Here is a 15,172-nt window from a genome sequence, read left to right as displayed (position 1 = left end):
AAATAATACAAAATTATATATATTAATTAATTTGTTTTATAAGGGTGTGTTAAATTTTTTTATTTCTCTTTTTTTATATCTCAAAGATCTCTTTTCAGCAAGCTTTTATAAATGCGCATCGGTATGCATGTTTATCAAACTATATTTTTTTGATGTTTTTTATCGGTGAATTTATAAAGACATATTTAATGATTAACGGTTATCAATAACGGATTTTATTTATTCATCTGCATATTTAATATCATCTTTAATTTCTGTAAATCATGTTAAAAAGATAAGTAATTATTTTATTTTCTCAATAATAATTTAAACCCCATTCATCAAAATGGAATTAATTCTAACTTTTGTCTTATGCTCTGTTAACGCAAAACTTATCCAAAATTGATAGTAATGTTGTGTGGGTTTAATCTGGTGCTGATTTGTCACTGAGGGGGATTTATAGAGGTTAAACTGGCAACGATTCACCACCCTTGAATTGGTGAATATCCAATCGGTGGAATTTTATTTTTCGCCATAATGTTGTACGGCCTATTCCCAATAAAACGGCCATTTCATTCAGTTGTCCTTGGCAGACTAATGCGGCGCGAATAATAGCCTGCCTTTCTAATTCTTGTAGTGATAATACTGGCTGAGGTTGCGGCATATCCGGCTCCAACAATAATTTTTCACCTAGCAGATGTTCTGGCAAGTCATTGAGATTGATACGGTTGTTGCGGCAGGCCATGGCGGCTCGCTCAACCACACTTTTCAGCTCCTGATCATTACCAGGCCATGGGTATTGGCACAATTGGCGAATCACATTTTCGTCTGGCTGATATTGGCAGTGAAAATGTTGCCCAAGACTTGCCAGCGTATGCTGAACCAGCAGTGGAATATCTTGCTGACGTTGGCGCAAAGGGGGGATATGGAGCTCGAAAGATTGCAAGGTATAGAACAGTTGGCGGCGAAAATGCCCTTGTTTCACTAGCAAAGGTAGATCAGCGCCAGTGGCCGCAATGATCCGCACATCAACCGGGATCACCCGATTGGAGTTTACCCGCATGACTATGCCGGTTTTGACCATTTGCAGCAGAGCCGACTGCATTTCTGGTGATAAGTATTCGACTTGCTCCAGATATAAAGTGCCGCCGTTGGCTAATTCAAATTTGCTGGGCTGCCCTGATTCGCCTTCACTGGCATCACAGCCAAGAAATTCTCGGGCCATAAGATTTTGTGGCAATGCCTGACAATTCAATACGATATATGGGCCAGCGGCTCGATTGCTGGCATTATGAATTGCCTGCCCCAATTGTTGCTTCCCGACACCTTCTTCCCCATGCAGTAAAATGGGATGTCGGCCTTTGGCAGCCTGTTTGCCATAACGAATCAAGCGGCGCATTTCTAGAGACGCGACGGGCATGTCATCAAAGGTATAACTGGCTCGGCCTAATTGGTTATGAATCATTTGCCGAAGTAATTCTTGCGGATGTAAAAGTGCAATAAAACCACAGCGATCGCCATCGGGAATGGGTTTGAGAGTCAATAAGGCAGAAATAAATTGCTGCTGATTTTCAAAGGTCACTTCCACATGGCTGAGAGGATTGCGGTGCAAAATAGCTTGGGTCAGCAAGGCGGGGAGGGTGAGTAAATCTGTGACGGGCTTGCCGAGGCTGCTGGTTTCATCGAGTTGCAAAATAGCGGCCGCACGGCGGTTAAGATACAACAGACACCCCCGTTGATCCCAAGCCATGACACCATCTTCAACCCCATCAAGCAGGGCATTGAGTTCATTCAGATGACGGTTAGTTTCTGCCAATAAGGTGTCGGCGTGGAGGTAATTGCCAATTTCTCGGGCAATTGCCAGTGTCAGCGGCAAGTCACTGGCGGCGTTATCAACCAGTAAACTTCCCAGAACAATCACAGCCCGTTGACGGCCACTATTGTCATACACCGGGGTGGCACAAAATTGCCACGGATGCAGCGCCTGCTTGAAATGTTGCTGGCCGCTGACCTGTATTGGATGTCCTTCAGCTATTGCCAGAGCGGGGGCATTGGTGCCGATTAATCCCTCAGCCCAATAACTACCACTATCAATGCCCAATTTTTGTAACTGACTGATGGTCTGTGGATGGCCGCATTGCCACAAGGTGCAGCCACTTTCATCAAGAATTAGCAGAACACAGTGGCGCGATTCCATGTATTCATAGGCATCTTCCAGTGCGGCTTGGCCTAACACCAGTAAGTCATTTTTTCGCTGACAAATTGACTGAAAAGTTGCTCCCACCGCACGGTGAGGAATCCGCCATTGCTGGGCTTGCATCAGTTTTTGGCAGCGTTGCCACGACCCTACTAGCGCCGGAGTCGCAAGCGGCTTAGTACTGCTCATTGAGGAAAAAACCGGAGAAAATTCTCTTCGATACCATCAGCCGATTTGGCAATGTCATTGATGCTAATACGTTTATTGGTTTTCACAGATTAATGCTTTCACCGAGTGAATTAGTCACTATTAACTCATTCTAACTGGCCTTGATAGATAGCCGCAATGCGCGGAGTCACGTAATACGCAGTTCAGACGTTATGGTAAAAATGTCCGACTTGTGAGAAAGAGTACCTTGCAGATGGCCTTCTCCGCTTCTGGATTGTGAGGCTAAGATGGGGACACGAAAGTTAGAAACATTTAGCTCTCATTAAAATTTTTTATATTGCTAGTGATTTGAGTTAATTTGCTGTTTTTTATACTTATTTTTTTGTGAGAGTGATGGCTCTCAGATGTTTCGTAGTAAAAAATATGAGTAATAACTCTTCGAGTTGTTAGGTAAAGGCTTTCAATATAAGGTGATTAAGTTGTGGATGAATACTATTGTCTGTAGAGCAATAGTATTCATCCGCGTAAATTTGAAAGATGGAAAAAATAAATGAAAGCATAGCTTTTGTCATAAAAAAACTTAGACGCCAATCATCCTTGTCTCAGGAGGAGCTTGCTGGTCTTTCAAATATACACAGGACTTACTTAAGCCAAATTGAACGGGGGATTAAATGCCCAACACTTTACGTGCTTAACGATTTATCCAAGGCGCTGAAAATACCGTTGTCTACAATGATAAGTAAAATGGAATTATATGAATTACAAAAATAATAATAATTTTAATATTGATATTGGTTTTTTTGTTAATCAAAATGATGTCTTAAGGGCTGTACAGCAAACTAATATAAGTTTGGGTAACTTACCATCAACGTTATTTAATAGTATTGATTACAAAACAACAAGTGCGATGATAGGTTCTGTATATTGTGATGCATTAGCCCGGATTACTAATTCTATAGTAAATCCAATAGAAAAAGGTCATCCAGATATTCTGCCTAAAAGTGCTTTAAATGCCAGTGAAGAACAGCTAAGAAATTACCCTCAAGGTCTTGAAATTAAGTGTACAGTTGGAAATATTACGACGGGCGCTAACTTGCGTGCGGGACAAAACAGAATTGACTCTATAATAGGTCTTACTTGGCAGGCTCACCACCAAGAAGTAGAAGCGTTAATGGGATTAGTTTGGGATTTTGTTGATTCAGGAAAAACTTTTTTTTACCCAAGTATAACTGCTGTATTTTATTCTAATGAGCTAAATTCAGGGGATTGGGGGGCTATAAGTGGCACTACTGGCAGGAATACTAAAGTATCTGGAATGCTATCAAGTGGAAAAAGAAAAATGGCCGAAGGGTGGATTGCCGTTTTAGACAATCCAAAATATATTGAAAGATATGGGAAATCGTTAGGTTTCACTCTGTAACTAAGTTTTTTTCAGCGTTGAGAATAGCTGATTTAGATATTTCTATTTCTATTTCAACTATTTTCTTTGCTATGACTTTTGTAAATAGTGGTGGTACACTTTCGCCGATAAGCTCACGAAGAAGTGTGTCAGGGAATTGTTTTCCTTGATTGTTTTTCCAATTTACTGATTCAACATCAATACCTTGAAGTTGAGCTGTTTCATATATAGATAAAACTCTATGCTCACTCGGGTGAACTTTATGATCAGAACATGCATAAGCAGAGCGCGTCGTAATCGTAGGTGAAGGTTTATCCCAATACATTCTTTTATATGCTGACACAAATCCTTTAATTAATTTCAATTCCCCATTTTTCATTATTACAGGCTTTGGCAGTAAGGTGTGACAGACAGTACAATAAATATCATTTCTGTTATTAACATAAGAACATGATAGGCACATGTTATTGTCAAATGCAGAACATCCTTCAGGTGTGTTTCGTAGCCAAAAATCTAAGTCTGGCCTCCATTTAGGTACTCGATGCAAGGGGTTAAGCTCTGAAATTCTTTTTTTATTATCATTCGCTACTAATGTTTCATTGCGACCTATAATTGATCTTATAGTTATTCTTCTTTTGGGATCTTTAATGATTTTTTCTGGTAAGAATATTTCATCTTTTTTAAATGAATTTTCTTGATTTAAGCGGAAAATCCCTACGCTTCTTAAACGTGTTTGAGGTAAACCATAATCAGCCATTTGTACCTGTTCAAATTTACCACAATACCCAATATCTCTAAACTCCGCTTCTATTATTTCTGTTATCGTTCTAACTTCGCCATGCTTATCCACATCTTTAAAGTTAAATAATCGACAAACATTTTCAAAAAAAATCCAGCGAGGTTTTACGTTTCTTACGATATCAATTACGGGTATGTAAAGGTGATTTCTTTTATCTATTTTAGGTCTTTTATTTTCAGCCATGGCTTTAAGTATCGACCCTATTCCATTTTTTGACATACCTTGGCATGGAGGTGTTGCATATAAAAGAAATAGCTGGTCTTCTTTTTTTTCTTTCAATAATTTGAATATTTCAGAGCTAATTTCATCCACGCTTTCAGATATATCGCATGTTAATATTTTTGCCGCTGGAAAGTTTATTTTTGTAAATTCTGTTCTTTTGGGGTCTATTTCACATAGTAAGGACGGAGTGAATCCCATTGCTCTAAACCCCATATCACCAAACCCAGCACCGGAAAATAAACTTGCAGATATCATATTCAACCTCTAACTTTAATTCGAACACTATAGTATACATTATTGTGGGGGGGGTTCAAGTTTTGCATGCTATGGAGAATGGCTACAAAGTCAGCATTATCTTCAAAATTCTCCTAGAGGTCGAGTTGTAGAGAACGCAATTTCTTGCTCAGAAACGAAAAAAGCCTCCCTGCAAGGTGGTTCATTTGAAAGTTAAGTAAGTTGAGGAACTTCTGAACCGTGGTAACTTGCTTTCACAGAACACAGTAACTAAATCTATTTTCCAGTGTAGTCTCAGTAGGACTGTTACTTCAAGAATTCTTGTTAAGTTTGCTTTACAAATTTACTCTTTGAATCTGTCAACAGCGGTTATCGTCAGTGGCGATTCGTTGTATTTATCAGGTTTAGATTCAATAGACTATTACCTGAGATGACGTGATAATGGGACTAAACTGAGAGTTCGTACATATAGTGTAGCTTGGGGCGAACCTCCTACAAATAACCCAGTTACATGGGAAACATGGGAAAAAATAATAAAAGATCACCTTAACAGCGGACTGTAACAGATAAGTCTCAGTGCGGGAACAGAAGAACAGACGAGGTGTTGATCTTTTAAATCCTATCAAGTTTCGTACCTTCCGATTACTTATTTTTTGATTGGAAAAGTTAGAATGATTAGCTTAAATAATTCGAGTTGCAGGAAGGCGGCAATAGCTCGAGTCCCCAAAAGTTTACACAGTTATTGATTGGTGGGAATGAAGCAGCTAACACACATGTAGTCTGAAGTATGACGGGATAGATGTTATCTATCACCAGATGCGTTAGAAGGCTATTTTTGTATATGCAATGAAAGAGTTTAATAACAAAATAAAAGAAAAATATAATACCGCAGTATTCAACCCATGCATTTACATGAGAATTAATCATTAAGCGCCACTTTCAGTCATTTTGTCAGGGTGAAGATTCAAGTTTTGATAATTCATCTTTGGCAAACGCAACCTTATTCCGGCCATCTTTTTTAGCCCGGTAAAGTGCCTCATCTGCGGCTTTGAGTGAAGATGCTAAATCATAGGATTGCAACGGCGAAATCCCTGCACTTAAAGTGACGGTTGTAGACACTTTATGATTGAAAACATGTGGAATATCAAGCCCTAAAACTCTCTGTCTTACACGTTCAGCTAACTGTGTGGCATATTCTTCACTTACATGTGTCAGCAACACTAAAAACTCTTCGCCACCATAGCGCACCACGATATCGCGCGAACGGACAGCATCACGAATAGCGACCGCTACGCGCACCAATGCTTGGTCTCCCATAGTATGGCCATAGTTATCGTTATAAGCTTTAAAGTGGTCGATATCGAGTAGCAGCACGTAATGATTACCGGGAGACTGTGCGAGTAGTGTCTCAAGCTTATTTTCCAATCCCCGGCGATTATACAAACTGGTGAGCGGGTCTATCATGCTTAAATCGCTGAATTTTTCTCTTTCGTTATAAAGGTGTGCCACGAGTTTGCGGGTGAAATCATTACTGCGGCGCAGCATCAAATGATGTAAAGAAAAGCCAATCAGAGGCAACATGACGGTGAATATGATGCGGAAAATATTTTGAAAATCATCCAGAAAAATAACAGTAAGTGCAGGCGGGGCGGTATGTAGACAAAAGGCGAGAAAGTTATCGGACAGCGCAATAGTGCTGATAAAGAAAATGGTAAACAGGCTGAGCAATAAGTAGTTATTTTCATTAGTGCCCAGATATTCGTATTTAAGAATGATTTGCCAAGCCCAGAGCACACCCAGAGTAATTGAAAATAAATTCAATTTATCGGCATAATTCTTCGAAATAAAAACCAAATACCCCACTGCACTGAGACTGATAAACGTGATCATAAGGATAGGTAATGTCACTGCCGGTGTTTCAGGGGCGGGTAATATCATACTAAAAATAGCTGACGACGCATTAAGAAATAGAAAAAGCAACAAAGAGAGCCGATGCTTACTTTTCAGAAGCTGATCGTAGGAATGGCTATTCATATTCAATTCACTCTGCATAATGCCGCGTTGTCAGTAGACAAATAAACAATATCCTCATGAAGCCCTTTTATTTAAGCATCACGATAAATAGTCATTTTAAGTAATTATTTTTGTTTGAAGCGTTTTTACATTGATTTGGGAATTTTCTTAATCAAAATTACCATTTTTGTTTCACCCTGTCATCATGATGTCGATCGACTAATCAATTTACTCCTCTAAATCTGATGTATAGATGGTGTCAATGGCATCGGATCAGTCCAATCAGGTGTTTTCTTGCAATAACTTCATGATGCAGATTGTGCCAGAGTGATATATGCTATTGGTTATCATTATCACTTGGGTGGGCGATATTATGACTACAGCCAGATTTGCAGTTTACCGTTCATGGGGGATAAGCGGTTTATTGAGTCGTGGGATGTCCAGTGGTTGGGGGATGTTACTGCCTTTTGCTTTGTTACCGGTGCTGGGGTGGGCTGATATCACTGTGGGCCAGTTGCGGGTTTTGATTATAGTTGCCATGCTGGCGACTGTGAGCATGCTGTATCACGCACGGTTACGGCATTTTCTATTATTGCCATCTTGTCTGGCGCTTTTGGCGGGTATAGTCGCAGTATTGATGCACAATTAATTTTACGTGGCGGTATTAGTACGCATTGAAAAAATATTGCTATAGGGAAGGGGAAGTTAGGTCGTGCTGAAATTAGAAATCATCGTGGTGCGAAGGGAGGGACTTGAACCCTCACGTCCGTAAGAACACTAACACCTGAAGCTAGCGCGTCTACCAATTCCGCCACCATCGCCCAAATGATTTCTTACTGCATATACCCGTTATACTTCAAACTGCATGTTTGTTGGCTACTTTTATTCACTCCAGTCACTGACTTATGTAAGTTCTTGGAGATTTACTCAGTTACCGCTTTTCTGCAACTCGAACTATTTAGGGTATGTCTTGAAAAGAGTAAAACTTAGGATTTATATCACCAGCTTGGTGCGAAGGGAGGGACTTGAACCCTCACGTCCGTAAGAACACTAACACCTGAAGCTAGCGCGTCTACCAATTCCGCCACCATCGCATGTGCTGTGCAATATAAATCTGTACTACGGAGGCGAATTCTAGAGATTTTCGCGTTCAGGTCAATACTTATTTCCCCTCATTTGGGTGTTTGCTGTAAAAAGCATCATATGTTGAGCAATTGATTTGATTACTGAAGTCTTTCTGATTTTATGTTTTGTCCCCAAAGTCATCTGATTTGGGCGGATAATGGGCGAATAGTTCGATTAGCCAGTCAATTAGCACCCTAACTCTTGGGGCCAAAAAACGGCCCGGAGGGTACATGATAAATAGCGGCATTACCGGCGGAGGTAAGTGGGAAAGCACTTCAATCAATTCGCCTTGTGCTAATTGATGCTGAATTCCCGCCGTTGGCGCTTGAATCAACCCCAAACCTGCAACTCCAGCCGCAATATAAGCATCTGCGCCACTGACACTCAAAATACTGGGCAAAACACGGTTTTCAACCTTCCCTTGATAAACAAACTCCAGCGGGTAATCGCGGTTATTTAACTGTGAGAAATAGCCCACGGCTTGATGACCCGCTAAGTCATCCAGTGACATTGGAATACCGTATTTTTCCAAATAAGCCGGGGACGCACAGGTAATTTGTGGTTGCTGACCAATATTACGTGCAGCTAATTGTTCATCGTGGGGCAACCAGGCGCGCAATACACAATCGACTCCTTCGCGTAGCAGGTCGATGGTGCTGTCATTTGCGCCAAGAATCAGTGTGATATGAGGATAGCGCTGATAGAAATCACTTAAAGCCGGGATGACCACATTGCGCGCCAGTGAGTGTGGCATATCAATGCGAACTTTCCCCTCCGGTTGCAACCGCTGGTGGCTGAACAGCGAGTTTGCCTCTTCAAATGCCGACAATAATTGCAGGCAACGGTGATAATACAGTGTGCCTTCGGCGGTGATATTCACTTGCCGGGTGGTGCGCACCAGTAAGCGAACTCCTAACCGCTGTTCTAACCGCTTTAGGGTGTGGCTGACCGTGGCTCGCGGCAATTGCAGTTTTTCTGCTGCGCGACTGAAACTGCCCAACTCAACAATCCGTACGAAAATCTGCATGGCTTGTATTTGGTCCATAACTGCGCTCGCCTATTGTTGGTGTTTTTTGAACAGTGATGAGTGATCTGCATTATTTATCTTTCCTCATGAAACAACCACACTTTCTTCCGACACCACTAATGGGGAGTATCGCAATGCAACAACGTCAATTAGGTTCAAATGGCCCGCTGGTTTCTGCTTTGGGCCTTGGCTGCATGGGAATGAGTGATTTTTACTCGACTAATCAGGATGTTAATGAGTCCATTGCTACTTTGCACCGGTCACTGGAGTTGGGCGTCACTCTGCTGGACACCGCTGACATGTATGGCCCCTTTACTAATGAAGAGCTGGTGGGTCGGGCGATTAAGGGCAAGCGAGATCAGGTCTTTTTAGCCACCAAGTTTGGCATTGTGCGCGACCCAACAGATCCAAGGGTTCGCGGTGTTAGCAGCCGCCCGGATTACATTCGCCAATCTGTTGAGGGTAGTCTCAAGCGCTTAGATGTTGATGTTATTGACCTTTATTATCAGCATCGGGGCGACCCGACGGTTCCCGTCGAGGATGTCGTTGGGACTTTGGCTGATTTGGTCACCGCGGGTAAGATTCGCTACATTGGCTTGAGTGAAGTCTCGGCAGCAACATTAGAAAAAGCCCATCAGGTACACCCGATTACTGCGGTGCAGAGTGAATACTCACTGTGGACACGAGATGTGGAAACTTCCGTCTTGGCGACCTGCGAAAAATTAGGGGTAGGATTTGTTGCCTATAGCCCATTAGGCCGTGGTTTTCTGACCGGTGCAATACGCAGCCCGAATGATTTAGCCGCTGATGATTTTCGCCGTAATAATCCACGTTTTCAAGGTGATAACTTTGCTCTGAATCTGGCATTGGCCGATACAGTAACAAAAATGGCGCAAGACAAGGGGGTTAAGCCGTCACAATTAGCATTAGCTTGGGTGTTGGCGCAGGGGAAATACATCGTGCCAATCCCTGGAACCAAGCGGCGCACTTATCTGGAGGAGAATTTGGGGTCATTGGATGTGGTGCTCAGTGAGCAAGAGTTGGCGGCTTTAGATGCAGTCTTCCCATTCCAAGCCGCAGCAGGGGAACGCTACGGCGCGGAAGGGATGGTTTATCTTAACGCTTAACATTACTGATTGATAATATTAACGTTTTTTCTTAGTATCGCGTGGCGGACGCCCGACAGTTGCCTGATAGACCTTAAAACGGCCATTCTGCGCCAGCACTTCATGGCTACCAAAGGCGGCATCCAGTAGAGCAGGGTACGGCAAGAAGGAGTTCGCCACGATACGCAATTTACCGCCCACATGCAGGTGCGCGGTAGCCCCGCGGATCAGCAACTCAGCCGCAGTCAGGCTAGTTTGAATCCCATCATGGAAAGGCGGGTTTGAAATAATCATCTCGAAGCGGCCTTTAATGTCAGAATAGACATTGCTGGCAATCACTTGTGCGTCGATATTATTTGCCGCCAATGTTGCCCGGCTGGATTCAATCGCGGCTGCGGATACATCACTCAGAGTCCATTTGATTTTTGGCATTTTTGGCGCTAACACCGAGGCCAACACGCCGGCACCACAACCCACATCCAGTATGTTGCCTTTAAACGACTCACTGAATGTAGATAGCAGCAGATGGCTGCCAGAATCCAGCGAATCACGGCTGAAGACCCCAGGTAAGGTTTTTACGATGACATCGCCAATCTGATAGCTTTCCCACCAAGCATCGGCATCAAATTCTGGCTGTTTATCCAAACGGCCATGGTAAAGACCACACCGGCGGGCGCTATCAATTTTGGTCAATTGTGCGAAATCTGACAGCATTTCTTCTGCACTGCGCACGCCGCTGCGGTTCTCACCCACCACAAAAATATCGGTGCCGACGGGCAGTAAAGACAGTAAATTCGCCAGTTGGAACTGGGCTTCCTGTTTGCTTTTTGGCCAGTAATACACCAGCGTATCGCAGGTTGCTACTGTTTCAGGGGTCGCCACAAGACCGAATTGAACATTCTCTTCCAGCGTATTGCTCAGTAATTGCCAGTGGTGATATTGATTGGTGTGAACCCGTATCCCGGCTGCATCAAATTGCGCTGGCAGCGCATCTTGTAAATCACCGGCAAACAACACGTGGCGGGCTATAAATTCATCACTATGGCGCAGTATCACTTCACTGGCTGGGGTTAATGCAGACATCAGTCTTTGGCTCCTTAAGAATATAATCGGCGATTATAGAGGTTTGTTGGCGCATGTTCGATGGGTTTGCTAGCATAGCGCTGAAATTCGGGTCGCTTTGACAGGAAAGGGCATGGCATCAAGACGAGACTTGCTGTTAAAACAGCTTGGAATTACGCAGTGGACATTGCGCCGCCCGGCCGTTTTACAGGGCGAAATCGCCATACGTTTACCCGACGATACCCGCCTGTTGATTGTAGCAGACCCGCTTCCTGATCAGGATGATCCGTTGTTGTGCGATGTGTTGCGCAGCCTCGGGCTGACTTCCGGTCAAGTTTATGCACTGACGCCGGAAAGGGTAGCGATGTTACCCGAAGAGACACAATGCAACAGTTGGCGATTGGGCATCAGTGAACCGCTTGCGGTCGCGGGTGTGCAGTTACACAGTCCGGCATTGACCGGACTTTATCAAGACGCGAGCGCTAAGCGCACACTTTGGCAGCAGATTTGTCATCATGAAGCAGATTTCTATCCTGACGCCAGCCGATCTGGCCACCGCGTACCAAATTGAGCAAGCCAGCCATGCTTTCCCGTGGACGGCGAAAACCTTAGCCAGCAATCAAGGCGAGCGCTACCTCAATTTCAAGCTGAATATTGGCGAGCAAATGGCGGGTTTTGCTATCACCCAAATTGTATTGGATGAGGCAACTTTATTTAACATTGCTATTGATCCGCAGTATCAGCGCCAAGGCTGTGGCCGTTTGCTGCTTGAGCATGTCATTGCGCAGTTGGAAACGCGTAATATTGTCACGCTTTGGCTTGAAGTCCGGGCTTCAAATACACGTGCAATAGCCTTGTATGAGAGCCTCGGGTTTAACGAGGTTTCCGTGCGCCGCAACTATTATCCCAGTGCGGATGGCCGTGAAGACGCGATTATGATGGCCTTACCGATGGGGTAGCGCCTTTTTGCCGATTTTCTGTCTTGAATAACGACTGTTTGTCTTGAAAAAATTGTCTATCCCGCATAAATCAGGGAAAATACCGCGCTATAACCACTTATACCCAAAAGTGATAGAAATCGCTGCTGATAACGCGGCTTTTCACGTAAAGGGGTATAGCGCCATAATCAATGCCTTGCTTTGCTTGGGCCGCGTATCAATAAGATGTGTGGCCCAGAGCAGGGCGGCCTAAAAGTAGAATTTCAAACTATGTCTCCAAGTGAATACGCACTGGAAGTTGCGAAAAGACGTACTTTCGCCATCATTTCCCACCCCGATGCCGGTAAAACCACCATTACCGAAAAAGTGTTGTTGTTCGGCAACGCCATTCAGACCGCCGGTACAGTAAAAGGCCGTGGCTCCAGCCATCATGCCAAATCTGACTGGATGGAAATGGAAAAGCAACGCGGTATTTCCATCACCACTTCTGTGATGCAGTTTCCTTATGGCGGCTGTTTGGTGAACTTGCTCGATACCCCAGGGCATGAAGACTTCTCCGAAGATACTTACCGTACTCTGACCGCCGTTGACTGCTGTTTGATGGTGATTGATGCGGCTAAAGGGGTCGAAGACCGGACCCGCAAGCTGATGGAAGTTACCCGCTTGCGCGATACGCCGATCCTGACTTTTATGAACAAATTGGACCGCGATATTCGCGACCCGATGGAAGTGCTGGATGAAGTGGAGCGCGAGCTGAGAATTGCTTGCTCGCCAATTACTTGGCCGATTGGTTGCGGTAAGTTGTTTAAAGGGGTTTACCACCTTTATAAAGATGAAACCTATCTGTACCAGACCGGTAAAGGCCACACCATCCAGGAAGTACGCATTGTTAAAGGGCTGAATAACCCGGATCTGGATATTGCCGTAGGTGAAGACTTGGCTAAACAGTTCCGCCAAGAGCTGGAGCTGGTTCAGGGGGCATCTCATGAGTTTGATCATGAAGCTTTCCTGTCGGGCGATTTAACCCCGGTATTCTTTGGTACAGCATTAGGTAACTTTGGTGTCGACCATATGTTGGATGGCCTGGTTGAGTGGGCACCAGCGCCAATGCCACGTAAAACTGACACTCGCGAAGTCGTGGCTGCTGAAGAGAAATTCACCGGTTTTGTCTTTAAAATTCAAGCCAATATGGATCCGAAACATCGCGACCGTGTGGCTTTCTTGCGCGTGGTTTCTGGCCGCTTTAACAAAGGCATGAAACTGCGCCAGGTGCGCACCAAGAAAGATGTGGTGATTTCAGATGCATTGACCTTTATGGCCGGTGACCGTTCCCACCTTGAAGAAGCCTATGCAGGAGATATTATCGGCCTGCATAACCACGGTACCATTCAGATTGGTGATACTTTCACTCAAGGTGAAGATATGAAGTTCACCGGTATTCCGAACTTTGCCCCTGAATTGTTCCGCCGTATTCGTCTGCGTGATCCATTGAAGCAGAAGCAGTTGCTCAAAGGATTGGTTCAGTTGTCAGAAGAGGGCGCGGTGCAAGTGTTCCGTCCCCTGACCAACAATGATCTGATTGTTGGCGCTGTTGGTGTGTTGCAGTTTGAAGTGGTTTCTTCACGGCTGAAAAGCGAATACAACGTGGAAGCGGTGTATGAATCGGTTAACGTATCAACCGCGCGTTGGGTTGAATGTGACGATGTGAAGAAATTCGAAGAGTTTAAACGTAAGAATGAGGTTAACCTGGCACTGGATGGCGGTGATAATTTGAGCTATATCGCCCCAACGATGGTCAATCTTAATATTACGCAAGAGCGCTACCCGGAAGTCCGTTTCCGTAAAACGCGCGAGCATTAATCAAGCTGCAAGCCGCATTCTGTCGGGGTACTCCGTGCCCCGATTCATAAATTTTCCTCATTATTACCTCTCTAAGATAACTCCTACTTAATAGCAATATTCTGATTTTAGGGCGATTCCGACAGTAGTTCTCTTGGGATGCTCTATCTTTATAGGTACTGGCAGGACAGGCTTGTACTAAATTCGAGTCAGTTAACCTGCAATAATCGTAAAGTATTCATCAAATGTCCGCCCATATAAGGTGGCGTAAGAATCCGAAATCTGGGGGCGTTATTCCTGTTTTTGGATTCCAAACAAAAAGGAAGAAATCGATGACAAACACAAAATTTGCTCGTTCAATGATGGCTGTTGTTTTAGGTACCGCACTGATAAGTGGTAGCGTGTTCGCTGAAGAAACGATGCTTAATAAGGCTGACAACGTTGTGGACAGCGCCGGTGAGAAACTCGATAGCTCGATGAAGAAAGTCGATAATTACATGGGTGACAGCGCCGCAACAGCTAAAGTAAAAAGCGCATTGCTGGAAGAGAAAACCCTTAAAAGCACTGATATTTCAGTTGAAACCAACCATGGTGTGGTGACGCTGACTGGTTTTGTCACTTCTCAAGCTGAAGCTGAAACCGCAGTTGATATCGCCAAAAATGTTGAAGGCGTTAAATCTGTCAGTGACAAGTTACATGTGAAAGATCAGAAAACCCAATCAGTTAGCGAATATGCTGGTGATGCGGCAACCACCAGTTCAATTAAAGCCAAATTACTGGCAGATGACATCGTACCGTCACGTAAAGTTAAAGTAGAAACGACTGATGGCGTGGTGCAATTGTCCGGTAATGTTGAGAATAAAGCTCAGGCCGAACGTGCCGAAAGTATTGCTAAAGCCGTTGATGGCGTAAAAAGCGTTAAAAACGACCTCAGCATCAAGCCTTAATTATTACCTGGCTGATGAGTATTTCGTGGGGCAACAATATAGCCCGCGAAATACTCGTTAATAAGTCAGTTAGTCAGCCAAATAACTTATCCAATAAATCCAAATAATACGACTTCT

Annotated in this window: 13 protein-coding genes and 2 tRNA genes; 8 read left to right on the top strand and 7 right to left on the bottom strand. The window is 43.9% G+C overall.

The annotated features are described in order from the left end of the window. Nucleotides 1-445: 445 nt before the first annotated feature. On the bottom strand, nt 446-2,365 hold the full coding sequence (dhaR, locus tag OVO64_RS13620; protein WP_038636538.1) for a dihydroxyacetone kinase operon transcriptional regulator DhaR: 1,920 nt from the start codon (nt 2,363-2,365) through the stop codon (nt 446-448). Between the two features lie 516 nt (nt 2,366-2,881). On the opposite strand from dhaR, the gene OVO64_RS20645 reads away from it, so the two are divergent. Together OVO64_RS20645 and OVO64_RS13615 are read left to right on the top strand one after the other, a co-directional pair. Continuing rightward, nucleotides 2,882-3,115 (top strand): helix-turn-helix domain-containing protein, encoded by a 234-nt coding sequence (locus tag OVO64_RS20645; protein ID WP_416371391.1) that lies wholly within the window; start codon nt 2,882-2,884, stop codon nt 3,113-3,115. Then, a complete protein-coding gene (locus tag OVO64_RS13615; RefSeq protein ID WP_267248829.1) occupies nt 3,099-3,764 on the top strand; it encodes a hypothetical protein in 666 nt (221 codons plus the stop codon). Before OVO64_RS20645 ends, OVO64_RS13615 begins: the two co-directional genes overlap by 17 nt. Here OVO64_RS13615 and OVO64_RS13610 read toward each other — a convergent pair. Beyond that, nucleotides 3,754-5,019, bottom strand: coding sequence for a DNA cytosine methyltransferase (locus tag OVO64_RS13610; RefSeq protein ID WP_145510211.1), 1,266 nt, complete (start codon nt 5,017-5,019; stop codon nt 3,754-3,756). The two genes, OVO64_RS13615 and OVO64_RS13610, sit on opposite strands and share 11 nt — an antisense overlap. A gap of 930 nt (nt 5,020-5,949) precedes the next feature. Beyond that, nucleotides 5,950-7,050, bottom strand: a complete 1,101-nt coding sequence (locus OVO64_RS13605; RefSeq protein ID WP_145510212.1) for a GGDEF domain-containing protein — start codon at nt 7,048-7,050, stop codon at nt 5,950-5,952. A 334-nt stretch (nt 7,051-7,384) separates the two neighbouring features. Between OVO64_RS13605 and OVO64_RS13600 the strand changes: the two genes are divergently transcribed. Continuing rightward, nucleotides 7,385-7,660 carry a DUF1435 domain-containing protein gene (locus OVO64_RS13600; RefSeq protein WP_038639840.1) on the top strand — a complete coding sequence of 92 codons (276 nt, stop codon included), beginning with the start codon at nt 7,385-7,387 and terminating at the stop codon, nt 7,658-7,660. A gap of 85 nt (nt 7,661-7,745) precedes the next feature. Here OVO64_RS13600 and OVO64_RS13595 read toward each other — a convergent pair. The 3 genes from OVO64_RS13595 to OVO64_RS13585 form a co-directional block, all read right to left on the bottom strand. After that, nucleotides 7,746-7,832 (bottom strand) — tRNA-Leu (locus OVO64_RS13595). Between the two features lie 186 nt (nt 7,833-8,018). Further along, a tRNA-Leu gene (locus tag OVO64_RS13590) sits at nt 8,019-8,105 on the bottom strand. A gap of 149 nt (nt 8,106-8,254) precedes the next feature. Next, nucleotides 8,255-9,181, bottom strand: coding sequence for a LysR family transcriptional regulator (locus OVO64_RS13585; protein ID WP_050291575.1), 927 nt, complete (start codon nt 9,179-9,181; stop codon nt 8,255-8,257). Nucleotides 9,182-9,297: 116 nt separating this feature from the next. Here OVO64_RS13585 and OVO64_RS13580 point away from each other — a divergent pair, with 116 nt between their 5' ends. Then, a complete protein-coding gene (locus tag OVO64_RS13580; RefSeq protein ID WP_038636529.1) occupies nt 9,298-10,290 on the top strand; it encodes an aldo/keto reductase in 993 nt (330 codons plus the stop codon). An 18-nt stretch (nt 10,291-10,308) separates the two neighbouring features. Here OVO64_RS13580 and rsmC read toward each other — a convergent pair whose 3' ends face one another. Further along, a complete protein-coding gene (gene rsmC, locus OVO64_RS13575) occupies nt 10,309-11,352 on the bottom strand; it encodes a 16S rRNA (guanine(1207)-N(2))-methyltransferase RsmC (RefSeq protein WP_038636526.1) in 1,044 nt (347 codons plus the stop codon). Nucleotides 11,353-11,464: 112 nt separating this feature from the next. On the opposite strand from rsmC, the gene OVO64_RS13570 reads away from it, so the two are divergent. The 4 genes from OVO64_RS13570 (at nt 11,465) to osmY (ending at nt 15,055) form a co-directional block, all read left to right on the top strand. Beyond that, entirely contained in the window at nt 11,465-11,902 is a 438-nt protein-coding gene (locus OVO64_RS13570) for a DNA polymerase III subunit psi (RefSeq protein WP_038636522.1), read from the top strand. Further along, nucleotides 11,847-12,290 carry a ribosomal protein S18-alanine N-acetyltransferase gene (gene rimI / locus OVO64_RS13565; RefSeq protein ID WP_050291577.1) on the top strand — a complete coding sequence of 148 codons (444 nt, stop codon included), beginning with the start codon at nt 11,847-11,849 and terminating at the stop codon, nt 12,288-12,290. Before OVO64_RS13570 ends, rimI begins: the two co-directional genes overlap by 56 nt. A gap of 249 nt (nt 12,291-12,539) precedes the next feature. Next, complete coding sequence (gene prfC / locus OVO64_RS13560) at nt 12,540-14,129, top strand: peptide chain release factor 3 (RefSeq protein WP_038639837.1); 1,590 nt, start codon at nt 12,540-12,542, stop codon at nt 14,127-14,129. Nucleotides 14,130-14,440: 311 nt separating this feature from the next. Continuing rightward, nucleotides 14,441-15,055, top strand: coding sequence for a molecular chaperone OsmY (gene osmY, locus OVO64_RS13555; RefSeq protein WP_038636516.1), 615 nt, complete (start codon nt 14,441-14,443; stop codon nt 15,053-15,055). Nucleotides 15,056-15,172 lie beyond the last annotated feature (117 nt).

This window comes from Yersinia sp. Marseille-Q5920 (assembly GCF_946902935.1).
Lineage (GTDB): Bacteria > Pseudomonadota > Gammaproteobacteria > Enterobacterales > Enterobacteriaceae > Yersinia > Yersinia rochesterensis.
The sequence above is the reverse complement of the archived record's forward strand: the minus strand, read 5'-3'. Positions and strand labels throughout refer to the sequence as shown.

Coding starts and splice junctions, on each gene's coding strand:
- prfC (WP_038639837.1), top strand. CDS start 12,540: ATGTCTCCAAGTGAATACGCACTGGAAGTTGCGAAAAGACGTACTTTC.
- OVO64_RS20645 (WP_416371391.1), top strand. CDS start 2,882: ATGGAAAAAATAAATGAAAGCATAGCTTTTGTCATAAAAAAACTTAGA.
- OVO64_RS13615 (WP_267248829.1), top strand. CDS start 3,099: ATGAATTACAAAAATAATAATAATTTTAATATTGATATTGGTTTTTTT.
- osmY (WP_038636516.1), top strand. CDS start 14,441: ATGACAAACACAAAATTTGCTCGTTCAATGATGGCTGTTGTTTTAGGT.
- OVO64_RS13610 (WP_145510211.1), bottom strand. CDS start 5,019: ATGATATCTGCAAGTTTATTTTCCGGTGCTGGGTTTGGTGATATGGGG.
- dhaR (WP_038636538.1), bottom strand. CDS start 2,365: ATGAGCAGTACTAAGCCGCTTGCGACTCCGGCGCTAGTAGGGTCGTGG.
- OVO64_RS13570 (WP_038636522.1), top strand. CDS start 11,465: ATGGCATCAAGACGAGACTTGCTGTTAAAACAGCTTGGAATTACGCAG.
- rsmC (WP_038636526.1), bottom strand. CDS start 11,352: ATGTCTGCATTAACCCCAGCCAGTGAAGTGATACTGCGCCATAGTGAT.
- OVO64_RS13585 (WP_050291575.1), bottom strand. CDS start 9,181: ATGGACCAAATACAAGCCATGCAGATTTTCGTACGGATTGTTGAGTTG.
- OVO64_RS13580 (WP_038636529.1), top strand. CDS start 9,298: ATGCAACAACGTCAATTAGGTTCAAATGGCCCGCTGGTTTCTGCTTTG.
- OVO64_RS13605 (WP_145510212.1), bottom strand. CDS start 7,050: ATGCAGAGTGAATTGAATATGAATAGCCATTCCTACGATCAGCTTCTG.
- rimI (WP_050291577.1), top strand. CDS start 11,847: ATGAAGCAGATTTCTATCCTGACGCCAGCCGATCTGGCCACCGCGTAC.
- OVO64_RS13600 (WP_038639840.1), top strand. CDS start 7,385: ATGACTACAGCCAGATTTGCAGTTTACCGTTCATGGGGGATAAGCGGT.